The organism is Nocardia carnea, assembly GCF_029868855.1.
Lineage (GTDB): Bacteria > Actinomycetota > Actinomycetes > Mycobacteriales > Mycobacteriaceae > Nocardia > Nocardia carnea_A.
Genome location: NZ_JARWOV010000102.1, coordinates 1 through 17327, shown reverse-complemented (window position 1 = coordinate 17327; position 17327 = coordinate 1). Strand labels below are relative to the sequence as shown.

The following is a 17327-nucleotide window of genomic DNA, read 5'->3' as shown; positions in this document are numbered from 1 at the left end:
TCGGAATTACACCTTGTGGGGTTCGCTGGCGCGCAGCATATCTTCGCGTTCGACAACCTTGACCCGTTCCCGGCCCTCGGGCTCGCCGAGTGAACGCTCGTGCGCGTCCAGGCGGTACCAGCCCGCCCAGGTGGTGAACGGGATACCGCGACTCTCCAGGAAGTCGGTCACCGCGTCGAGTTCCGGGTTCTCGGCAGCACCGAAATTCTTGCTGTCGTCGAGCAGGCAGGCCACCGTCTCGTTGGCGTCACCCTTGGTGTGACCGATGAGCCCGACCGGGCCGCGCTTGATCCAGCCGGTCACATAGGTGCCGGGCATGTAGCGGGCGGAACCGTCGGCGTCCTCGTCGACCAGCACGCGGCCGGCTTCGTTCGGGATGACCCCGGCCTGATCGTCGAACGGCAGTTCCGAGATGTTCTGCGAGAGGTACCCCACGGCCCGGTACACCGCCTGGACATCCCAGTCGCGGAAGTTCCCGGTGCCCTTGACGTTGCCGGTGCCGTCGAGCTGGGTGCGTTCGGTACGCAGCCCCACGACCTTGCCGTCCTCGCCCAGGATCTCCGAGGGTGATTCGAAGAAGTGCAGGAACAGCTTGTGCGGGCGGTTGCCCTGATCCCGGATCGCCCATTGCTCGAGGGTGTTGGCGACCATATCCACCTGCTTGGAATGCCGGCGCGCGGCCTCGGAACCCTCGTCGTAGTCGATGTCCTCCGGATCGACGATCACCTCGATCGTCGGCGAATGATCGAGTTCCCGCAGCTCCAGCGGGGTGAACTTGGCCTGCGCGGGACCGCGGCGCCCGAAGACGTGCACCTCGACGGCCTTGTTCTCCTTCAGCCCGGCGTAGACGTTCGGCGGGATCTCGGTCGGCAGCAGTTCGTCACCGGTCTTGGCCAGCACCCGCGCCACATCCAGCGCCACATTGCCCACACCCAGCACCGCGACCTTCTCCGCGTCCAGCGGCCAGGTGCGCGGCACATCCGGGTGCCCGTCGTACCAGGACACGAAATCGGCGGCACCGTAGGAGCCGTCCAGGTCGATACCCGGGATCGGCAACGCCCGGTCGGCGTTGGCGCCGGTGGAGAAGATCACCGCATCGTAGAAGCGCCGCAGATCCGACAGCGTGATATCGGTGCCGTAATCGATATTGCCGAGCAGACGCACCTGCTCCTTGTCCAGCACCTTGTGCAGCGCGGTGACGATCCCCTTGATCCGCGGATGGTCCGGCGCGACACCGTAGCGGATCAGCCCGAACGGGGCGGGCATCCGCTCGAACAGGTCGATCGAGACCTCGGCGTCCGACTTCATCAACGCATCAGCGGCGTAGATTCCCGCCGGACCAGCCCCCACGATCGCGATCCGAAGCGGGCGATTCGCTTCCTTCTGCTCGGTCATCTGTTTCGCGCACCCTTATCGGTCGAAAGAATCACTGGCGTTGCACTTAGCTTAGGCTAAGTTGACGCGTGGCTTGTATGCGCCGTAATCGCGCCGTACCGGTCGGCCGGCACTACGTCTTCCCACGTCCCCGCGGCGACTGCTGTGCCGTCCACCCGCGGTCATCCGCGATTCTATCGGGGTGTGGGCACACCACCGATCCCGGGACCAGGGATGATCATCGGTATGAGCGATCCCGGACCCGCTGACGAACCGGCGCCCACCGACCCGGAGGACACCCCACCACAGCGCACGATCACTCCGTTCGTCGTGGCCGCGGCGATCGCGACCGTGATCCTGGGCGGCATCGTGCTCACCGGCTGGCTGGCGCCGGTTGAGAAAAATGTCACAGATTCCGACCGGATCGCCGGAGCGGTCCGCGAGTTCGCCGATGTGAGCAGCCGCTACGGGCCGGAACCACCGCGCGAAGCGGTGTGCCCCGGTTTCGTTCCGGCCCGGTCGCCCATGGCCGGGCGGCTGCAACCCGGCGAGACCGGAAAAGATGTCGAGATCACGAAATTCGGACCGGTGCAGGTCAACGGCGAGACCGCGACCATCGAAGTGACCAGCCGGGTCGAAGACCAGGAAGCGACGTCGACCTGGTGGCTGTTCCGGACCGACGGCGACTGGAAGGTGTGCAACCAGCCGGTCGAATGAGTTCCCGCCGGACGTCAACCGGGGTTTGACAGGCCGGGCAGGTCCGGGCAATCTCTTGGATTAGGTCATGAGTGCCAGCGCCAAGCCCCGGCTCGCTGGTCGGCAACCCTCCTCCGCGGTGGGGTGCTCCGGGTGACGACCTGGCACGCATCGAACGGATGCGGCAAGTGCGGATTCGCAGGAGGTATCACGTTGAGTTACGCAGGCGATATCGGTCCACAGCAGGCCTGGGAACTGCTGGCCGAGAACCCGGACGCCGTCCTGGTGGACGTGCGCACCGAAGCCGAATGGAAATTCGTCGGTGTTCCCGACACCAGCTCCGTCGCCAAACCGACGCTGCTGGTGGAATGGGTCGATTCCACCGGCGCCCGCAACACCGGGTTCCTGGACCAGTTGCGTACGGCGCTGGGCGACCGCCCCGCAGACGCGCCGGTGCTGTTCCTGTGCCGCTCGGGCCAGCGCTCGGCGCATGCCGCCAACGCCGCGACCGCGGCCGGTATCGCACCCTCCTACAACATCTCCGACGGCTTCGAAGGCCCACTGGACGAATTCGGGCATCGTGGTGGCACCGGCTGGCGAGCCCTGGGACTCCCCTGGCGGCAGTCGTGATCAGCGGTGGCGCGTTCGAACGCGTCCTGCCCGAAGGTGTCGGACCGGCCACGCTGGGCGTCCGCGGCGGCCTGAACCGATCCGGTTTCGAGGAGACCTCCGAGGCGCTGTACCTGAATTCCGGGTTCGTCTACGCCAGCGCCGAGGCCGCCGAGGCCGCGTTCACCGGCGACTCCCCGCACTACGTGTACTCCCGCTACGGCAACCCGACCGTGGCCACCTTCCAGGAACGGATGCGGCTGCTCGACGGCGCCGAAGCGTGTTTCGCCACCGCCAGCGGTATGGCGGCGGTATTCGTCGCGCTCGGGGCACTGCTGCGCGCCGGTGACCGGCTGGTGGCCGCACGCAGCCTGTTCGGGTCGTGTTTCGTGGTGTGCAACGAGATCCTCCCGCGCTGGGGAATCGAGACGGTTTTCGTCGACGGTGAGGACCTCGACCAGTGGGAAGCGGCACTGTCCGAACCCACCGCCGCGGTGTTCTTCGAAACCCCGGCCAACCCGATGCAGACCCTGGTCGACGTGCGCAAGGTGTGCGAGCTCGCGCATGCCGCGGGCGCGAAGGTGGTGCTGGACAACGTTTTCGCCACCCCGCTGCTGCAGCGCGGGTTCGAACTCGGCGCCGATGTGATCGTGTACTCGGGCACCAAGCACATCGACGGCCAGGGCCGGGTGCTCGGTGGTGCGATCCTCGGCTCGCAGGAATACATCGAAGGCCCGGTCAAAACCCTTATGCGGCACACCGGGCCGGCGCTGAGCCCGTTCAACGCGTGGACGCTGCTCAAGGGGCTGGAAACCATGCCGCTGCGGGTCCGGCAGTCGACCGAATCGGCGTTGCGGATCGCGCGCTACCTCGACGAGCATCCGGCGGTGAGCTGGGTGCGCTACCCGTTCCTGGAAACGCATCCGCAGTACAAGCTGGCCGCCGACCAGATGAGCGGCGGCGGCACCGTGGTGACCTTCGAACTGAAAGCCGCCGCGGACGCGGCCAAGAAGCGCGCCTTCGAGGTGCTCAACGGGTTGCGGATCATCGATATCTCCAACAATCTCGGCGACGCGAAATCGCTGATCACCCACCCGGCGACCACCACCCATCGGGCCATGGGCCCGGAGGGGCGCGCGAGTATCGGCCTGTCGGACGGGGTCGTACGGGTCTCCGTGGGGCTCGAGGATATCGAGGACCTCCTCGGCGACCTGGACCACGCGCTGCGCTGAGCACTCCGATCGACGCAATACGCTTCTTCCCGTCTACAGGCAGCGACAGAAGCGCTCACTGCCTCCCTCAGGGAGGAAGCGAGCGGTCTGGGGGAAGACTATGTTTCGACACATGGTCCCCCTTGACGAGCGGAGTAACGGTCGATCATTCGACTGTGTTGTCATCGGCGCAGGCGTTGTCGGTGCCGGCGTTGCACAGAGTTTGGCGCGCAGGGGCGTCCGTGTAGCCGTTATCGACCGGGCACCCGCGATCGGCGGGGGCTGTTCCTATGCCAACGCCGCCATCGTGGCTCCGGGCCACGTGACCCCGCTGGCGACGCCGGCGCTGCTCCGCGAGGCGCCGGTCCAAATGCTTCGTCGCCCTCCCGCTGTACGCCTGATGCCCGATCCAACGCTGGTTCCGTGGATGAGCAGACTGATCGTGTCGGCGGCCCCGCACCGTGCAAGCATCGCTCGAGCCCGAATGCAGGATCTGGCGATCCGGAGCACGGAACTTCACTGCGCGTTGGCCGACCTCGGCCTGAACCCTACGTTCAGGAAGACGGGGGCAATCGACGTGTATCTCCGCTCGCACCAGAAGGAGAAGAAGAAGCTCCTCTCCTATGCGGAGCTGCAAGGCTTCGAACCGACTTTGGCGCCGGTCACAGGTGGCACTCACGAAGCCGAGGAGTGGACGCTGGAAAGCCGCAGTTTCGTCAGAGCAATGCTCGACGACGCAGCCGGTCACGGGGCCGAAATAGTTTTCGGGACACCAGTTCAGGAGCTGCTTTCCCACAGTGGCCGCGTCGTGGGGGTCAGAACACCCAGCGGCACGATTCGGTCCGAGAAGGTCGTGCTGGCCGCAGGACTACATTCGGCGGCCTTGGCCGCACAGGTGGGTATACGACTTCCCCTGCGCGGTGGCCGGGGATACGTCGTAGATCTGGCGGCCCGGTCTGGCTTCGATCCCACGATTCCTGTCCGAATAAAGGAGCACCGTATCGTCGTAACGCCCCTCGAAGACCGCGTTCGCGTTTGTGGATCGATCGAGTTCGGTAACGAACACCGACCCGTTGCTCATAAGCGCGGCGCCGCATTGGTCGATGTCGCAAGTACCGTGTTACCCACTCTGCGGGATCGGCGCGTTATCGACCAGTGGGCCGGCGAGCGCCCATGTAGCCCTGATGGCCTGCCCCTTGTCGGCGTAGCCAAGGGAGTCGAGAACCTTGCCGTTGCCACAGGCCATGGGATGTGGGGCATGATTCTCGCTCCCGTTACTGCCGAGCTGATTACCGAGTACGTCATCGGTCCCGGGCCGACACGTAACGAGTCCGAGTGGTTGCGCCCCGATAGATTCACCCGTTAGCCGACCAGGATGCAAGTTCACAAGGCTCAGCGAAGGCGGCACCAACGGTTTGAGACCCGACCGGAACTTACCGACACAAGCAGAGGTGCGCCCGGTGGCGATCGACATCAGGCGAACGGGGTGCGCACCCGGCCCACCAGGTCGGCCACCGAATCCAGGACCATGGTCGGGCGGTACGGATAGTGCTCGATCGAGTGCCGGGTGGAGATACCGGTGGTGACCAGGATGGTGCGCATACCGGCCTCCATCCCGGAGATGACGTCGGTGTCCATCCGGTCCCCGATCATCACGCTGCTCCGCGAATGCGCGTCGATCCGGCGTAACGCGGACCGCATCATCAGCGGGTTCGGTTTGCCGATGTAGTACGGGTCGCGACCGGTGGCGCGGGTGATCAGCGCAGCAACCGAACCCGTGGCGGGGAGTACACCGTCGCGCGAGGGCCCCGTGGCGTCGGGGTTGGTGGCGATGAAGCGGGCACCGCGCTCGACCAGCCGGATGGCGGTGGTGATCGCCTCGAACGAGTACGTGCGGGTTTCACCGAGAACCACGTAGTCGGGATCGACGTCGGTGAGTACGTAGCCGATCTCGTGCAGCGCGGTGGTCAGGCCCGATTCGCCCACCACGTAGGCGGTGCCACCGGGCCGCTGCTCGTTCAGGAAACTCGCGGTGGCCAGCGCGGAGGTCCAGATCGACTGCTCCGGGATATCGAGCCCGTTCTGGCGTAACCGTGCCTGCAGATCGCGCGGGGTGCGGATCGAATTGTTGGTCAGCACCAGGAACGGGATCTGCTCGGCACGTAGTTCGGCGAGGAATTCGTCGGCGCCGGGCACGAGGTGCTCTTCACGCACCAGTACCCCGTCCATATCGGTGAGGTAGGACAGAATCGGTTCATCGGTGCTCACCCGGTCGATTCTCCGCTTCGCGGCGCCCGCGATGGGTATGCCGCGCCCGGAACCGCGGCGCGGGCTCGGTGATACGGACCACCGGGCGCAGTCGTCGGCCGCGCTGGCTAAGGTCGATTCCGGGCCGGAAACGGTCCGAACACAACGCGACAGGAGTGGCGCATATGGGTGAGCTGAAGCTCGGTTACAAGGCGTCGGCGGAACAATTCGGACCGCGCGAACTGGTGGAGCTGGCGGTCCTGGCCGAGGAACACGGCCTCGACAGCGCGACGGTGAGCGACCATTTCCAGCCGTGGCGGCACAAGGGCGGGCACGCGCCGTTCTCTCTGGCCTGGATGGCGGCCGCGGGTGAGCGCACCGAGCGGATCATGCTCGGCACCTCGGTACTCACCCCGACCTTCCGGTACAACCCCGCGGTGATCGCACAGGCCTTCGCGACGATGGGCTGCCTTTATCCCGGCCGGGTGATGCTGGGCGTGGGCACCGGCGAGGCACTGAACGAGATCGCCACCGGGTATGCCGGGGAATGGCCGGAGTTCAAGGAGCGGTTCGCCCGCCTGCGGGAATCGGTGGACCTCATGCGGGCGCTGTGGACGGGCGCGCGCACCGATTTCGACGGTACCTACTACCGGACGGTCGGCGCCTCGATCTACGACGTGCCCGACGGTGGGATTCCGGTCTATATCGCGGCCGGCGGCCCGGTGGTGGCCCGGTATGCGGGGCGGGCCGGCGACGGGTTCATCTGCACCTCCGGCAAAGGGATGGATCTCTACACCGAGAAACTGATGCCGGCGGTGGCCGAAGGTGCGGCGAAGGTGGACCGGGAGGTGAGCACGATCGACCGGATGATCGAAATCAAGATCTCCTACGACACCGACCCCGACCTGGCGCTGGAGAACACCCGTTTCTGGGCACCGCTGTCGCTGACCGCGGAACAGAAACACAGCATCACCGACCCGATCGAAATGGAGGAGGCTGCCGACGCGCTGCCGATCGAGCAGATCGCCAAACGCTGGATCGTCGCCAGCGACCCGGACCAGGCGGTCGACCTGATCAAGCCGTACGTGGACGCGGGCCTGAATCACCTGGTCTTCCACGCCCCCGGGCACGACCAGCGACGGTTCCTGGACCTGTTCCAGCGTGACCTGGCACCGCGCCTGCGCGACCTGGGATAAGCGACTACTCGGCCGGTGACCCAGCGGGCGCAGGTGGCGAAGTATCACTTGTACTGCCGGGCGCCGGCCGAGCACTGCACCGGATACAGAGGCGCCGACGACGCTATCGGTCGCCGGCGCCGTGCGCGATAGGACGGCGTGTCCGCTCGTCAACCACTGTTTCCTGCTCGCTGACCAGCAGTGCGTACCTCGTGCGGCGCACATCCATACCGGTCCTTGAAGGCGGTGCCGAAGGTACTGAGCGACCGGAAACCGCTGGTAAAGGCGATATCGGCGATGGTGCGGTCCGCGGGACCGCGGCGCAGTAGCCGGTGTGCCGTGGCGAGCCGCTCGGTACGGATCAGTCGACTGGGCGTGGTACCGGTCCCGTGCAGCGCCAGTTGAATCTGCCGCAACGACCAGCCCAGGCTGTGCGCGATCGCCGCGGGCGTGAGCTCGGGTTCCGTAGCATGCCGGCGGATGTAGTCACGGACCGCGAGATCGACCGCCCCGAGGGTGGTGGAAGCGTTTCCGGAGGGCCGCAGGCACAACCCGAGTAGTTCGACGATCATGTCGCACGCGGCCGCGAACCCATATCGGTCCAGTGTCGCGCGCTGTTCGACGAGTCCGCCGACCATACCCGCGACAACCGGCCCCAAGCCCTGTTCCAGGTCGATGACCGACGGACCGGATCCGGGGGCGAGAGGCAGCGCGCCGGCCGGAATATTCAGTACACGTGCTCGCGTACCCCGCGGCTGCCGGAAATCCGCCGGACGTGTTTTCGTCACGACTGCGGCCTGTCCGGGACGAACCCGCACAGTACGGTCGTCCTGCCGAAGACCGAGCACACCTGTGGTCGGTACGGCCAACCGTAGGCCGGCGTCGTCGTCGTAACGGATATCCTTTCGCGTCCGCGTGTACACGATGTCGTCGGAGCAGACATCGATCAACAGATAGTCCGCATCACCCTGAATCGACATACTGCCGCGGAACGTCGGCGCGTCGGCGAAACGGAACTGCAGAGTGCCCTGGTTGCGGCATACGTGCTCGGCCCAGAAGTCGGCCGACGCGGCCGCCGGGACCGCGGAAGTATCGGCCTCGCCCACGAAATACGATTCGACCGGTGCCATGAGCAACCTCCACCCGCTGTGTGCCCCGGTGTCCGCTGCACGGACCGGATCCGGCGGGGACGAGCATGGACAGTCGGATGTGAACCTACCAGTGCGATCACAGCGGAACCGGAAAAGTGTGGGCCTGCCCGACGACGTGCCCGGCTCGCAGCGCGAGCAAACCGGATACCACCGGCGCTCGATGATCCGTTCACTTGCCGGTGTGGGTATTCCGAGCGAGGAAGGTACGGATCGCATCGTTGACGCGATCCGGAACCTCCGCCGCTACCAGGTGGGCGGCATCGTCGATGACGGCCAGTGTCGCCCCCGGAATGCTCTCGGCCATGGCCTCGACCTCGGGCAGCGGAAATGTCCGGTCTTCTCTGCCGGCGATCACCAAGGTGGGGCAGGTGATGGATGCGAGCGCGGGGCGCTGATCGGGACGCGCGATCACCACGGACCGGACGGCTCGGATCAGTGAATCCCGATCGTTTTTCTGCGCAATGGTCAGCACCCGGCGGACGACATCCGGGCGGGACCGTTGCGATGTCGGTCCGAGAAAGGCGCGGACGACAGACCAGGTCAGCGGTGGCCTGATACCGCCGAGCATGCGCACCACAACGAGCAGGGCTCGGTATTCCAGCCGCTGACGCCGGGAGGCCGGCGATGCCGTGCCGTTCATGAGGACAGCCGCGCGGACTCGTTCCGGGAATCCGGCGCTGAATGTCGCGCCGACCATCGCCCCCCAGGAATTTCCGATGAAGTAGGTCCACGGGATTTCGAAATGGTCGAGTATGTCGACTACGCACTGAGCGCATTCGCCGAATGTGAACTGCCGTTCGAGCGGGCTGGATCTGCCGTGGCCAGGGGGATCGACCCCGATAACGGTATGACTTCGCGCGAAGTAGTCGATCTGGGAATCCCAGAGGCTTGCGTCCATCAGGAGACTGGGCCACAGGAGAATCGGATCGCCCTGGCCGGTGACGACAACGTGCAATTGCCCCAGTCGGGTGGGGACGAATACATCTCTGGTTTCCATAGGCTGCTCATTCTCATGACCGCGCCTGCGGCCGTTCGACCGTATCCACGCAAAGGACAACCGGAAACGCGCACGATGATTACCGTTACCGCCTGTCGTGCGGTAACCGGGCCGCGGCAGGCCACGGGCACCAGTGCACACCGTTAGGCTCTAGCTCATGGCCGAGGTTGCTGCGTCCAGTGTGTACATCGCATCGCCGGAGGGCGATACCGGGAAATCGACCGTGGCGCTCGGGGTGCTGCAGATGTTGTGCGCGACCACCGCGCGAGTGGGGGTGTTCCGGCCGATCACCCGGTCGGTGACCGAACCCGATTACATTCTCGAACTGCTGCTCGAACACAGCACCGTGGATATCGAATACGAGCAGGCGGTGGGGGTGAGTTACGAGCAGGTGCACGCCGACCCGGACGCCGCCGTCTCCGAAATCGTCATGCGGTACCACGAGGTGGCGGCGGAATGTGATGCCGTGGTGATCGTCGGCAGCGATTACACGGATGTGGCCAGCCCCAGTGAGCTGCGGTTCAATGCGCGGATCGCGGTGAACCTGGGGGCGCCGGTGCTGCTGGTGGTACGGGGTGCGCAGCGGTCACCGGACGAGGTCGAGCAGTTGGCGGAGCTGTGCGCGGCGGAATTGGCGAGCGAGCACGCACAGCTTCTGGCGATAATCGCCAACCGTTGCGCGCCCGACGATCTCGAGCCGGTGCGGAATCGGCTCGCCGGATTCGGTGTCCCGTGCTGGAGCCTGCCCGAGGTGCCGCTGCTGATCGCGCCCACCATGGCCGAGTTGCGGGATGCACTGGACGGCGAGATCTACAGCGGTGACCCCGAACTCCTGCACCGCGAGGCGCTGGGGGTGATGGTGGGCGGAATGACCGCCGAACACATTCTGGAACGGCTCTTCGACGGTGCCGTGGTGATCGCGCCGGGCGACCGGTCCGATGTGCTGCTGAGTGTGGTGAACGCGCACGAGGCGGAGAGTTTCCCGTCACTGGCCGGGATCGTCATGAACGGTGGACTGCTCCCGCACCCCGCGATCGCCCGCCTGATCACCGGGCTGAAACCACGATTACCCATACTGACCACCGCATCGGGTACCTACGACACCGCCGGTGTCGCGCACCGCACCCGCGGCCGGATGTCCGCCGACAACCCGCGCAAGGTGGATACCGCGCTGGCGCTGATGGAAACCCATGTCGATGCGGCGGAGTTCCTGCACCGCCTCGAGGTGCCGCTCACCAGCGTGGTGACTCCGCAGATGTTCGAATACCAGCTGATCGAACGTGCCCGCGGGGATCGCAAGACCATCGTGCTTCCCGAAGGCGACGACGACCGGGTGCTGCGTGCGGCCGGCCGGGTACTGCAACGCAAGGTCGCCGACCTGATAATCCTGGGTGACGAAACGGCCGTCCGGGCCCGGGCCGCGGAGCTCGGGGTGGATATCACCGGTGCGCAGGTGCTGGACCCGCGCGCTTCCGAACACCTCGAGGATTTCGCCCGCGAATACACCGAACTGCGTAAGCACAAGGGCATGACGCTGGAGCGGGCCCGCGAAACGATCACCGATATCTCCTATTTCGGCACGATGATGGTGCATCGCGGACTCGCCGACGGAATGGTGTCCGGGGCCGCGCACACGACCGCGCACACCATCCGCCCCTCCTTCGAGATCATCAAGACCGTCCCGGGGGTTTCGACGGTCTCGAGTGTGTTCCTGATGTGCCTGGCCGATCGGGTGCTCGCCTACGGCGACTGCGCCGTCGTCCCCGATCCGTCCTCCGAGCAGCTGGCCGATATCGCCATGTCCTCGGCGGCCACCGCGACCCGTTTCGGTATCGACGCGCGAGTGGCGATGCTGTCCTATTCCACCGGCGAATCCGGTAGCGGCGCGGATGTGGACAAGGTGCGGGTCGCGACCGCGCTGGTGCGGGACCGGGCGCCGGAACTGCTGGTGGAGGGACCCATCCAATACGATGCCGCGATCGAGCCGACGGTCGCCGACGCCAAACTACCCGGATCCGAAGTGGCGGGCCGGGCCACGGTTTTCATCTTCCCGGACCTGAACACCGGCAACAACACCTACAAGGCGGTGCAGCGCAGCGCGGGTGCGGTCGCGATCGGGCCGGTGCTGCAGGGTTTGCGCAAACCGGTGAACGACCTGTCCCGGGGTGCGCTGGTCACCGATATCGTGAACACGGTGGCCATCACCGCCATTCAGGCGCAGCAGCAGTGACGCGGTCCGGCGGACAGGAGACGGCGATGGAACCGATTCGCGTACTCGTGGTCAACTCGGGTTCTTCCTCGATCAAATACCAGCTGATGGAGCCGGATTCGGGCTCGATCATCGCGTCCGGTCTCGTCGAGCGGATCGGTGAGGAAGGCGGCGCGATCGAGCACACCGCGGGGGATCGGACAGTCACCGAACAGCAAGAGATCCCGGACCACACCGCCGGTTTGCGCCTGGCCTTCGCAAAATTCGCCGAAACCGGCCACGATCTCACCGCCGCCGGGATCACCGCGGTGGGCCATCGCGTCGTGCACGGCGGCGAGGTCTTCTACCGGCCCACCCTGATCGACGACGCGGTCCTGAACACTGTGCGCGAGCTGAGCACCCTCGCGCCGCTGCACAATCCGGCCAATATCCGCGGGATCGAGGCCGTTCGCGAACTGCTGCCCGATACACCGCAGGTCGCGGTATTCGATACCGCCTTCTTCCACGGTCTGCCGGCTGCCGCGAGAACGTACGCGATCGACAGCCAGGTCGCCGAAACGCACGGAATCCGCCGCTACGGCTTCCACGGCACCTCGCACGAATACGTTTCCGGTCGCGCCGCCGAATTCCTGGGCCGCCCACCGGAAACGCTGAACCAGATCGTTTTCCACCTGGGTAACGGTGCCTCGGTATCGGCCCTGCGCGGCGGACGCCCGGTGGACACCAGTATGGGGCTGACCCCGTTGGAGGGGCTGGTCATGGGCACCCGATCCGGTGATCTGGACCCCGGGATAATCCTGCACCTGATGCGGACGGCACATCTGGACGTCGACGGTATCGACAGGCTGCTCAATCGCGGGTCGGGGCTACGCGGGATGGCCGGGGTCAACGACTTCCGCGAACTGCGCCGCCGGATCGATTCCGGTGATACTTCGGCCCGCGCAGCCTATGACGTCTACGTGCACCGTCTGCGCCACTATCTCGGCGCCTACCTGATCGACCTGGGCGGGGTCGACGCGATCACGTTCACGGCGGGCGTGGGCGAGAACAACCCCGATGTGCGCGCGGACGCTCTCGCCGGGCTGCACCGGTTCGGGATCGTGGTGGATCCCGGTCTCAACACCGTGAAAGAGCGCGGGCCCCGCCGGATCTCTCCACCGGAGTGCCCGGTGCAGGTCCTGGTGGTCCCGACGAACGAGGAACTCGCCATCGCCCGCGCCGCGGTCGCGGTTACCCAGAACTCGTGAATCGCGCCGTGCCCGGGGAACAGCCGTGCTGACGTCGGGCGGCGCCCGGAGGCGCTGTCCTCCTGGGCTCCCCCATATCCGGGCGTATCGTGAGCAGGACGCTGTTCGCCCGGGGTTCACACGCCGATCACGGTGAGAACCGATGACGCCCGAGAAGGACGGTGCCGGGTAACCCCACGAGTTACCGAAAACGCTGTCAGTAACAGGTGAGCGGCTGCAACTGGTCGCCGGCCCGCGGCCCCAGACTGTCGTATGCGGCCGCTATGGCCGTGACCGCCCGGCGGAGTTCGGGTTCGGGGTTCGTATAGGGCAGGCGTAGAAAACGTTCGAACGCGCCCTGCACCCCGAACCGCGGTCCCGCCGCCAGCAGCACACCGTGATTGGGGGCGGTGGCGGCCAGCGCGGTCGAGACCGGGGCGGGCAGCTGCGCCCATACCGACATTCCGCCCACACCGGGCAGCACATACCAGTCCGGCAGTTCCTCGGCCATCGCCGTCAGCAGTGCCTCACGCTGATCGCGCAGCATTTTGCGGCGGCGCGCGAGAATGGGTTCGGCATGCTCGAGCAGATGGACCGACGCGAGCTGGTCCATTACCGGTGTGCCCAGGTCGACGGTCGCGCGGGTGGTCAGCAGCCGGGTGATCAGCGTTTCCGAGGTCCGGATCCAGCCGACCCGCAGACCACCCCAGAACGATTTGGACGCCGAGCCGATGGTGATCACCTCGGCGCCCTTCGCGAATGCGGCGATCGGCGCGACCGGGCCAGTATCGCCGAGCGACAGGTTCGCCATGGATTCGTCGATGATCAGCGTCATCCGGGTTTCCCGGGCGATCGCGGCCAGTTCGGCACGCGCCGGCTCGTCCATCAGGAATCCGGTCGGGTTGTTGTGGTCGGGCACCAGATAGGCCAGGCTCGCCGCCGTCTGCCGAGCGGCGCTGCGCAGACCGTCCAGATCCCAGGCCGCGCCCGGATCCTCGAGACGTAACGGCACCGGCACCGGGCGGGCACCGACATCCCGGATCGCCTCGATCGCATTCGGGTACGTGGGATGGTCGATGAGCACCCGGGCCGAGGGCGGCGCGAGGACGTTCAGCAGCAACCGCAGGCCGTGCTGGGCGCCGAGGGTCACCAGGATCTGATCGGCGCCGGTCGGCAATCCGCGTTCGGTGTAGCGGCGGGCGATCGCTTCGCGCAGCGGCAGGATACCGACCGGGTCCATGCCGTGGGTGCTCAAATACGACGGAATCCCCTGCAGCGCAATAGAATAGGCCTCCTCCATCTCCGGCGGAGCGGTCATCGCGGCATAGGTCAGGTCGACCGCGGGCTGGGCACCGGTAGCCATGGTGGCCAGAATCCCGCGCCCGGCACGGCCACCGTCGTGCGCGATGGCCGGCGGCAGCGCGACGGTGGACCGCGAGCCCTGCCGGGTGATGAGGTAACCGTGTTCGCGCAGAAGGGCATAGGTGGAGGTCACGGTGGTGCGGCTGACCCCGAGGGTGGTGGCGAGATCGCGTTCACTGGGCAGGGCGATCCCGAGCGGCGCCCGGCCGTCGTGGATGAGCAGCCGGATTCCCTCCGCCAGGGCGAGATAGGCGGGCCGGGCGGGACGCCGGGCACCTCCCTCCGCCGATGCCGGGTCCGGGCCGCGCCACTGCCCCAGATCGCGGGCCAACCCCGCGGCGCCGAGCACTCTCGTCGACATAAGTCCAGTATCGACCGATTGGCTCTTTATCGGCAAGTCCAATCGAGCGATAGTGGGAACATGACACTCTTTGTGGCACTCGTGGGAGTGGGAACCTTCGTCTTTTTCGCCTACCAGTACCTGGTCACCGAATCACGACTACCGGAACTACTGGAGCGGTACCGGCCGCTCGGTTCGATCACCGATGAATCGGCGACGCGATACGACACCGAACGCGGGTACCGGGACTTGAATGCCGCACGGTCGCACCGGGAAGCACCGTCGCTGCGCACCCGCACCACCTGAGACCCGCGCCCTGGAAGTCCGCGCAGGTCACCGGCCGGTAGCGCTGGTCGGCCGAATCGGGAACTCGGGGCCGACCGAACCGATCGACCCGGCCGCGGGTGCACAGAAATATCGAGGACCGTCCCCGATCCGGCGGCCACCGCACCCGAGAATCCACAGCAATCGACCAGTCCAGTTTTTCAACTGGACTGGTTTCGGCTACTTCAGCGGATGCTGCCGGTAGAACTCACACGCTTCACCCGACAGCAAACCGTCCTCACAGGCGAAATAGGTCTGGATACAGGAATTGGTATCGCAACCCAGCCGCACCAGCTCGTCCCGGATACGCAGACTGCGCTCCTGCGGGGTCTCGGTCGTCGCCTGCGCTACCACCGGAGCCGCGGCCGTGGCGTGGCCACCGGTGTCCTGCGCACACCCGTAGAGCAGCGCAGTCGTGGCGCACAGCGAGACTGTCACGGCGAATCGACCGGTGGATTTCCTGCCCATACGCACCTCCACATCCCCCGGGGTGTTCGACGAGCGGCCAGCCTAACCGATACCGCAAGAACCTGGAAACGCCCATCGAACACCGCGAGGCAGAGCACCGACCGAGTGGCCATCGGCTGGGCTACCGAAAATGTCTCTTACGCCAACGTCGAAACCCAGATCAACGGCAACCGTGAGGGCTTTCATCTCGCCGGAGCGAAGGAATGCTGTGCATCGAAGCCAGAATGCTCCGGACGTGCCACGACTTTCGATCAAGGTTCAGTCGCGGGTACGGGGCGTGGGCGGCCCGTACCCGCGGGCCGATAGGGATACGTGGCCGGCACTGGCGGGCTGAGTCCGGCATCTGCAAAGCCCGGGCGCCGGGTGAATCCTGACAACGCTCAGGCCCCCCGGACAAATCAAGGGACACCACCGGTTTTCCGGTTCGCCATGTTGTCGGACAAGGCGCTGGATGGCTGCTTCGCATGAGAAGCAGCCATGGCGCTACTGAGTGATCCGGTTGTAAACCAGGTCATAGACGCGAATACCACTGGTGTCGTACCAACCGTCTGCGCCGCGGGTGTAGACGACCTCGCCGGCACCGTTGTACCAGTGGTCCGCGTCCTGATGCCACCCTTCGGTTTCGGGAGTCACCATGTCGTTGGCGCGGGCACGTAGCCTTCGCAGCGTTTCGGGGTCGATATCGTCGATGGTGCCCCGATTCGGGTCGGCGTCCCGGGCGGCACGGAGATTACGTTTCTCGGCGTTGAGTTGATCGAATATTGCCTGATTGTGGGTGTATTCCTCGCTATTGAGATAGTCGGCACCGGACATTTCACGTCCCTTCCTCATGCGACCTTTGAATCGTTCCAACATCGAGCCCCGCCTAGATTTCGGTCATCTGGATAATGGTGGTCCCGTTCGGGCCGGGAACCTTGTTGTGCACCATGAACGGTGTCCCGGCTCCGAACAGCACTTCGTCGTCGAGTCCGGAGTATTCGCCGACCGGCTTGCCGGTCTTGCTCACGATCTGGAACTCGACATTCTGAGTGTCGGCGAACGCTGAATTGGTGCCGTCCGGCTTCAGCGAGGTCGACGTAAACCCGTTTTCGGTGATCGGCTTACCCGGTTCGTAGCGGGCGAGCTGTTCCGGCGACAGGTTCATATGCCGCACCACAGGCCCCTCATGCGAGGGTAATTTGGCCAATGCCTCATTGAGCGCGCGAACCTGCTGCTGCTCTTCAGGGCTCAACGGTGTACCGCGGAACAGCAGCTGGTTCAGCGTCGTTCCATCCGGTCGCGTCTGCATCTGCCCCGTTTGCAGGACCTTGACATCTTCGGGGGTAAGCGACCAGTTCGTACCGGTGGGCCGCCGCCCACCGGGCGCCTTCTTGTTGATCATCTGCCAGATCCGGTCCATCTCCACTTTGTGGCTGGAGAAGTCCGGAACGTCTTTGAACCCGCGGCCGAGGCCGCGGGTTTTGAACAGCGCGATGAACGGCTTGATCTTCGCCCCGTACTTGGCGCACAGGGTAGCCAGGCGGGATCCGCCGATCGCGGCACCGATCGGGGCCGCGGCACCGAAGGTGACAAAGGAGGCGGCGACGGTGATACCGGCAGTGACCGCGGCCTCTACTGCGGAATCGATGATGAACTGTCGCAGGAACCCTTCGATTTCCTTGCGCATCGCCACCAGCTCGTCGTGGTGTTCGCTGGTGGTGGTGGCCATCGCCCCGAACCCGGCCACGGTTTCGGGCGCCGCGGCGGCCAGGGCGGGGTGGGGGTCGGCGATATGGTGGAGCGAGGGCGCGGTGGTGGGCGCGAACCAGGCGGCGCTGCGCACGGTGACCGGTTCCCGCGGCAGCCGGGCGATGATCCAGGCGAACAACGCCCACGAGGCGACCAATGCGAGCAGCGTCGACAGCAGCCACAACAGCCACCGCGACCCCGGCATCTCCA

General features: G+C 66.0%; 15 protein-coding genes, 1 pseudogene and 1 riboswitch. Of the genes and pseudogenes, 8 read left to right on the top strand and 8 right to left on the bottom strand.

The genetic code is table 11. The annotated features are described in order from the left end of the window. Positions 1-6: 6 nt before the first annotated feature. Entirely contained in the window at positions 7-1395 is a 1389-nt protein-coding gene (locus tag QH195_RS09275) for an FAD-dependent oxidoreductase (protein WP_280420260.1), read from the bottom strand. 225 nt (positions 1396-1620) lie between these two features. Here QH195_RS09275 and QH195_RS09270 point away from each other — a divergent pair, with 225 nt between their 5' ends. The 4 genes from QH195_RS09270 (at position 1621) to QH195_RS09255 (ending at position 5256) form a co-directional block, all read left to right on the top strand. After that, positions 1621-2091, top strand: coding sequence for an Rv0361 family membrane protein (locus QH195_RS09270; RefSeq protein ID WP_280420259.1), 471 nt, complete (start codon positions 1621-1623; stop codon positions 2089-2091). 63 nt (positions 2092-2154) lie between these two features. Continuing rightward, positions 2155-2267: riboswitch (SAM riboswitch) on the top strand. Between the two features lie 16 nt (positions 2268-2283). Further along, positions 2284-2700, top strand: coding sequence for a rhodanese-like domain-containing protein (locus QH195_RS09265; protein WP_280435048.1), 417 nt, complete (start codon positions 2284-2286; stop codon positions 2698-2700). Next, entirely contained in the window at positions 2697-3911 is a 1215-nt protein-coding gene (locus tag QH195_RS09260) for an O-succinylhomoserine sulfhydrylase (RefSeq protein WP_280435047.1), read from the top strand. Before QH195_RS09265 ends, QH195_RS09260 begins: the two co-directional genes overlap by 4 nt. A 100-nt stretch (positions 3912-4011) precedes the next feature. Further along, positions 4012-5256, top strand: a complete 1245-nt coding sequence (locus QH195_RS09255; RefSeq protein WP_348537349.1) for an NAD(P)/FAD-dependent oxidoreductase — start codon at positions 4012-4014, stop codon at positions 5254-5256. Between the two features lie 107 nt (positions 5257-5363). On the opposite strand, the gene QH195_RS09250 is transcribed toward QH195_RS09255, so the two are convergent. Beyond that, positions 5364-6119: an HAD-IIA family hydrolase gene (locus QH195_RS09250; protein WP_051158047.1), complete on the bottom strand. Its 756-nt coding sequence runs from the start codon at positions 6117-6119 to the stop codon at positions 5364-5366. 203 nt (positions 6120-6322) lie between these two features. Between QH195_RS09250 and fgd the strand changes: the two genes are divergently transcribed. Beyond that, positions 6323-7333, top strand: coding sequence for a glucose-6-phosphate dehydrogenase (coenzyme-F420) (fgd, locus tag QH195_RS09245; RefSeq protein WP_280435045.1), 1011 nt, complete (start codon positions 6323-6325; stop codon positions 7331-7333). Between the two features lie 149 nt (positions 7334-7482). On the opposite strand, the gene QH195_RS09240 is transcribed toward fgd, so the two are convergent. Both QH195_RS09240 and QH195_RS09235 read right to left on the bottom strand, forming a co-directional pair. Then, complete coding sequence (locus QH195_RS09240; protein WP_280435044.1) at positions 7483-8442, bottom strand: AraC family transcriptional regulator; 960 nt, start codon at positions 8440-8442, stop codon at positions 7483-7485. A 190-nt stretch (positions 8443-8632) separates the two neighbouring features. Next, positions 8633-9460, bottom strand: a complete 828-nt coding sequence (locus QH195_RS09235) for an alpha/beta fold hydrolase (RefSeq protein ID WP_280435043.1) — start codon at positions 9458-9460, stop codon at positions 8633-8635. A gap of 157 nt (positions 9461-9617) precedes the next feature. Here QH195_RS09235 and pta point away from each other — a divergent pair, with 157 nt between their 5' ends. Both pta and QH195_RS09225 read left to right on the top strand, forming a co-directional pair. After that, positions 9618-11690: a phosphate acetyltransferase gene (pta, locus tag QH195_RS09230; protein WP_280435042.1), complete on the top strand. Its 2073-nt coding sequence runs from the start codon at positions 9618-9620 to the stop codon at positions 11688-11690. A gap of 26 nt (positions 11691-11716) precedes the next feature. Next, on the top strand, positions 11717-12916 hold the full coding sequence (locus QH195_RS09225) for an acetate kinase (protein ID WP_280435041.1): 1200 nt from the start codon (positions 11717-11719) through the stop codon (positions 12914-12916). A gap of 196 nt (positions 12917-13112) precedes the next feature. Here QH195_RS09225 and QH195_RS09220 read toward each other — a convergent pair whose 3' ends face one another. Further along, complete coding sequence (locus tag QH195_RS09220) at positions 13113-14618, bottom strand: PLP-dependent aminotransferase family protein (RefSeq protein ID WP_280435040.1); 1506 nt, start codon at positions 14616-14618, stop codon at positions 13113-13115. Between the two features lie 60 nt (positions 14619-14678). Here QH195_RS09220 and QH195_RS09215 point away from each other — a divergent pair, with 60 nt between their 5' ends. Continuing rightward, a complete protein-coding gene (locus QH195_RS09215) occupies positions 14679-14903 on the top strand; it encodes a hypothetical protein (protein WP_280420249.1) in 225 nt (74 codons plus the stop codon). A gap of 198 nt (positions 14904-15101) precedes the next feature. On the opposite strand, the gene QH195_RS09210 is transcribed toward QH195_RS09215, so the two are convergent. The 3 genes and pseudogenes from QH195_RS09210 to QH195_RS09200 all read right to left on the bottom strand — a co-directional run. After that, positions 15102-15389, bottom strand: coding sequence for a hypothetical protein (locus QH195_RS09210; protein WP_280435039.1), 288 nt, complete (start codon positions 15387-15389; stop codon positions 15102-15104). Positions 15390-15872: 483 nt separating this feature from the next. Next, positions 15873-16220, bottom strand: coding sequence for a hypothetical protein (locus QH195_RS09205; protein WP_280420247.1), 348 nt, complete (start codon positions 16218-16220; stop codon positions 15873-15875). A 976-nt stretch (positions 16221-17196) separates the two neighbouring features. Beyond that, positions 17197-17327, bottom strand: a pseudogene (locus tag QH195_RS09200) (inner membrane protein YhjD); the annotation flags it as partial.

Coding starts and splice junctions, on each gene's coding strand:
- fgd (WP_280435045.1), top strand. CDS start 6,323: ATGGGTGAGCTGAAGCTCGGTTACAAGGCGTCGGCGGAACAATTCGGA.
- QH195_RS09215 (WP_280420249.1), top strand. CDS start 14,679: ATGACACTCTTTGTGGCACTCGTGGGAGTGGGAACCTTCGTCTTTTTC.
- QH195_RS09240 (WP_280435044.1), bottom strand. CDS start 8,442: ATGGCACCGGTCGAATCGTATTTCGTGGGCGAGGCCGATACTTCCGCG.
- pta (WP_280435042.1), top strand. CDS start 9,618: ATGGCCGAGGTTGCTGCGTCCAGTGTGTACATCGCATCGCCGGAGGGC.
- QH195_RS09270 (WP_280420259.1), top strand. CDS start 1,621: ATGAGCGATCCCGGACCCGCTGACGAACCGGCGCCCACCGACCCGGAG.
- QH195_RS09205 (WP_280420247.1), bottom strand. CDS start 16,220: ATGAGGAAGGGACGTGAAATGTCCGGTGCCGACTATCTCAATAGCGAG.
- QH195_RS09235 (WP_280435043.1), bottom strand. CDS start 9,460: ATGGAAACCAGAGATGTATTCGTCCCCACCCGACTGGGGCAATTGCAC.
- QH195_RS09210 (WP_280435039.1), bottom strand. CDS start 15,389: ATGGGCAGGAAATCCACCGGTCGATTCGCCGTGACAGTCTCGCTGTGC.
- QH195_RS09255 (WP_348537349.1), top strand. CDS start 4,012: ATGTTTCGACACATGGTCCCCCTTGACGAGCGGAGTAACGGTCGATCA.
- QH195_RS09220 (WP_280435040.1), bottom strand. CDS start 14,618: ATGTCGACGAGAGTGCTCGGCGCCGCGGGGTTGGCCCGCGATCTGGGG.
- QH195_RS09275 (WP_280420260.1), bottom strand. CDS start 1,395: ATGACCGAGCAGAAGGAAGCGAATCGCCCGCTTCGGATCGCGATCGTG.
- QH195_RS09225 (WP_280435041.1), top strand. CDS start 11,717: ATGGAACCGATTCGCGTACTCGTGGTCAACTCGGGTTCTTCCTCGATC.
- QH195_RS09250 (WP_051158047.1), bottom strand. CDS start 6,119: ATGGACGGGGTACTGGTGCGTGAAGAGCACCTCGTGCCCGGCGCCGAC.